Origin of the sequence: Ureibacillus suwonensis, assembly GCF_042655065.1 — a bacterium.
Classification (GTDB): domain Bacteria; phylum Bacillota; class Bacilli; order Bacillales_A; family Planococcaceae; genus Ureibacillus; species Ureibacillus suwonensis.
In genome coordinates this window covers 1-2,716 of record NZ_JBHSNQ010000136.1, presented here as the reverse complement: position 1 = coordinate 2,716, position 2,716 = coordinate 1, and the positions used below count along the sequence as shown (strand labels likewise).

1 protein-coding gene, 1 pseudogene and 1 other annotated feature are annotated in these 2,716 nt (G+C 40.1%); the gene and the pseudogene both read right to left on the bottom strand.

Translation table 11 applies throughout. The annotated features are described in order from the left end of the window. Window positions 1–129: 129 nt before the first annotated feature. Window positions 130–1,413, bottom strand: coding sequence for a serine--tRNA ligase (gene serS, locus ACFPOH_RS11265; RefSeq protein ID WP_390309697.1), 1,284 nt, complete (start codon window positions 1,411–1,413; stop codon window positions 130–132). A gap of 54 nt (window positions 1,414–1,467) precedes the next feature. Next, window positions 1,468–1,682 (bottom strand) — a binding site (T-box leader). An 81-nt stretch (window positions 1,683–1,763) separates the two neighbouring features. Beyond that, window positions 1,764–2,591: pseudogene (pdxS, locus tag ACFPOH_RS11260) on the bottom strand (pyridoxal 5'-phosphate synthase lyase subunit PdxS); the annotation flags it as partial. Between the last annotated feature and the right edge of the window lie 125 nt (window positions 2,592–2,716).

The window sequence follows — 2,716 nt, the reverse complement described above, 5'->3', positions numbered from 1 at the left end:
CGAAAATACACGGCCAACAAAGATCAACTAACCAAAAATAATGGGGATAAATGGAAAAAGGAGAATTTGAGTTGGCTCAAATTCTCCTTTTTCCTATCTAGAAGCTAGTTTTGTCCCAGCTTCTTTTCATTATTTGTTAGGAGTAATAACTTCTTTTCCACCCATATAAGGTCTTAATGCTTTTGGAATTACGACGCTTCCATCTTCTTGTTGATAATTTTCCAAAATGGCTGCAACTGTCCGGCCAATGGCTAGCCCTGAACCGTTCAATGTATGAACATATTCCGGTTTTGCCCCGTGTTCGCGGCGGAATCGGATATTGGCGCGTCTTGCTTGGAAGTCTTCAAAGTTAGAGCAAGATGAAATTTCGCGGTATTTATTTTGGGCCGGCATCCATACTTCCAAATCGTATTTTTTGGCAGCTGTAAAACCTAAGTCAGCTGTACACATTTTCACCCGTTGATAAGGAAGTTCCAATAATTGAAGCACTTTTTCCGCATGACTTGTCAACAATTCCAGCTGCTCATAAGATTCTTCCGGTTTGACAAAACGGACAAGCTCCACTTTATTGAATTGGTGCTGGCGAATCAATCCTCGCGTATCACGGCCTGCTGAACCTGCTTCAGAACGGAAACATGCACTATAGGCAGCAAAAGCTTTCGGCAACATATCGGCACTCAAAATTTCATCGCGGTAGAAGTTTGTCACAGGCACTTCTGCTGTTGGAATCATGAAATAATCCGTTTCCGCCAATTTAAATACGTCTTCTTCAAATTTTGGCAATTGTCCTGTTCCCAATAAACTGTCGCGGTTGACAATGACAGGAGGAAGCATTTCTTCATATCCATGTTCTTCCACATGCAAGTCCAGCATGAAATTTGCCAGTGCCCGTTCGAGTTTTGCACCTAAACCACGGTAGAATACAAAACGGCTTCCTGTTACTTTTGCCGCACGCTCAAAATCGATAATGCCCAAATCCGTTGCCAAATCCCAGTGAGGTTTCACTTCAAAATCAAACTTTGGCACGTCCCCCCAAGTATATTCCACTACATTGTCGTCTTCGCTCTCACCAATTGGAACAGATTCATGAGGGATGTTTGGCAAACGCATCATCATATCTTTGAATTTTTCTTCAATTTCTACGAGTTCCGCATCCAACTTTTTGATTTCTTCACCCACTTCACGCATGCGGGCAATCAAATCATCGGCATTTTCTTTATTGCGTTTCATGACAGCGATCTGCTCTGATACTTTGTTGCGTTCCGCTTTCAATTCTTCCGTTTTTGCAATCAGTTCACGACGTTTGGAATCAAGGGTTTCAAATTCATCAAAATTTCCTAAATCTTCATTGCGAGTTAAAAGGATCTTCTTCACTTCTTCATAATTTTCACGTACACGTCTAATATCTAGCATATCGATTCCTCCAAACTTTTTATAAATTTTCCATATAAAAAGCTCTCAATCCCATAAAGGGACGAGAGCTACCCGCGTTGCCACCCTAGTTGATTAAACAAAATGTTTAATCCTCTTATTTCATAACGGCTTTACAACCGACCCAATCCTACTAAACATTTCAGCTGGGCAACTCATGGATGGATTCACAAGGGTTTTTATCAGCTTCCACCAACCGCTGACTCTCTTAAAAAAACTGACTTGCTACTACTTCCAATCATCGCATTATCGTTAATCGATTTTAACCATAGCGTACTATATCCCGTTAAATTTTGCAAGAAAAGACTTTATTAACTTTATTTTGACAAATCTCATCTAACTTGCAAAAGTTCTTCTTTGGAAAGAGTAGCAATATCAATACCTTTCATAGGATTACCTAAATCCTTTGAAAGTTCAGCTATAAGTGGGTAATCATTATAATTTTTTGTCGCTTCAACAATAGCTCTTGCAAACTTTTCTGGATTTTCCGATTTAAATATACCGGAACCAACAAACACTCCATCTGCTCCTAATTCCATCATTAATGCGGCATCGGCTGGTGTGGCAACCCCTCCTGCTGCATAATTTAATACAGGCAACCGTCCTCGTTCTTTAATTTGTAGCAACAACTCATAAGGCGCACCTAATTTTTTTGCTTCCACCATTAATTCATCTTGACTCATGTTAACAATTTGACGTACTTGGGCATTTACTTTTCGAATATGACGTACAGCTTCTACAATGTTTCCTGTACCTGCTTCACCTTTCGTACGCAACATGACTGCCCCTTCTCCAATTCTCCGCGCTGCTTCTCCTAAATCGCGACACCCACAAACAAAAGGTACGTTAAACTCCTTTTTTAACAAATGGAATTCATCATCCGCTGGTGTTAATACTTCACTTTCATCAATCATATCTACACCTATTGATTCTAAAATACGTGCCTCCACAATATGGCCAATTCTTACTTTTGCCATCACCGGAATGGATATGGCATTCTTTACTTCCTCAATAATGCGAAGATCAGCCATCCTAGCTACTCCGCCTTCTTTTCGTATATCTGATGGAACTTTTTCTAATGCCATTACCGCAACAGCACCTGCCGCTTCTGCAATTTTTGCTTGCTCAGCATTCACAACATCCATGATTACGCCGCCTTGTAAACGTCAACCCCAAATGAACAATTTTTGCTCATTTCGGATGAACACTTTTTGCTAAGAAAAAATTGTTTCTTGATGTTTTAATCGGTAACTTTCGTTGTTCATATGAATCACTTCAACTCGAT

Bases quoted from the DNA above. Each gene is read 5' to 3' on its own strand.
- serS (WP_390309697.1), bottom strand. From the start codon at position 1,413: ATGCTAGATATTAGACGTGTACGTGAAAATTATGAAGAAGTGAAGAAG.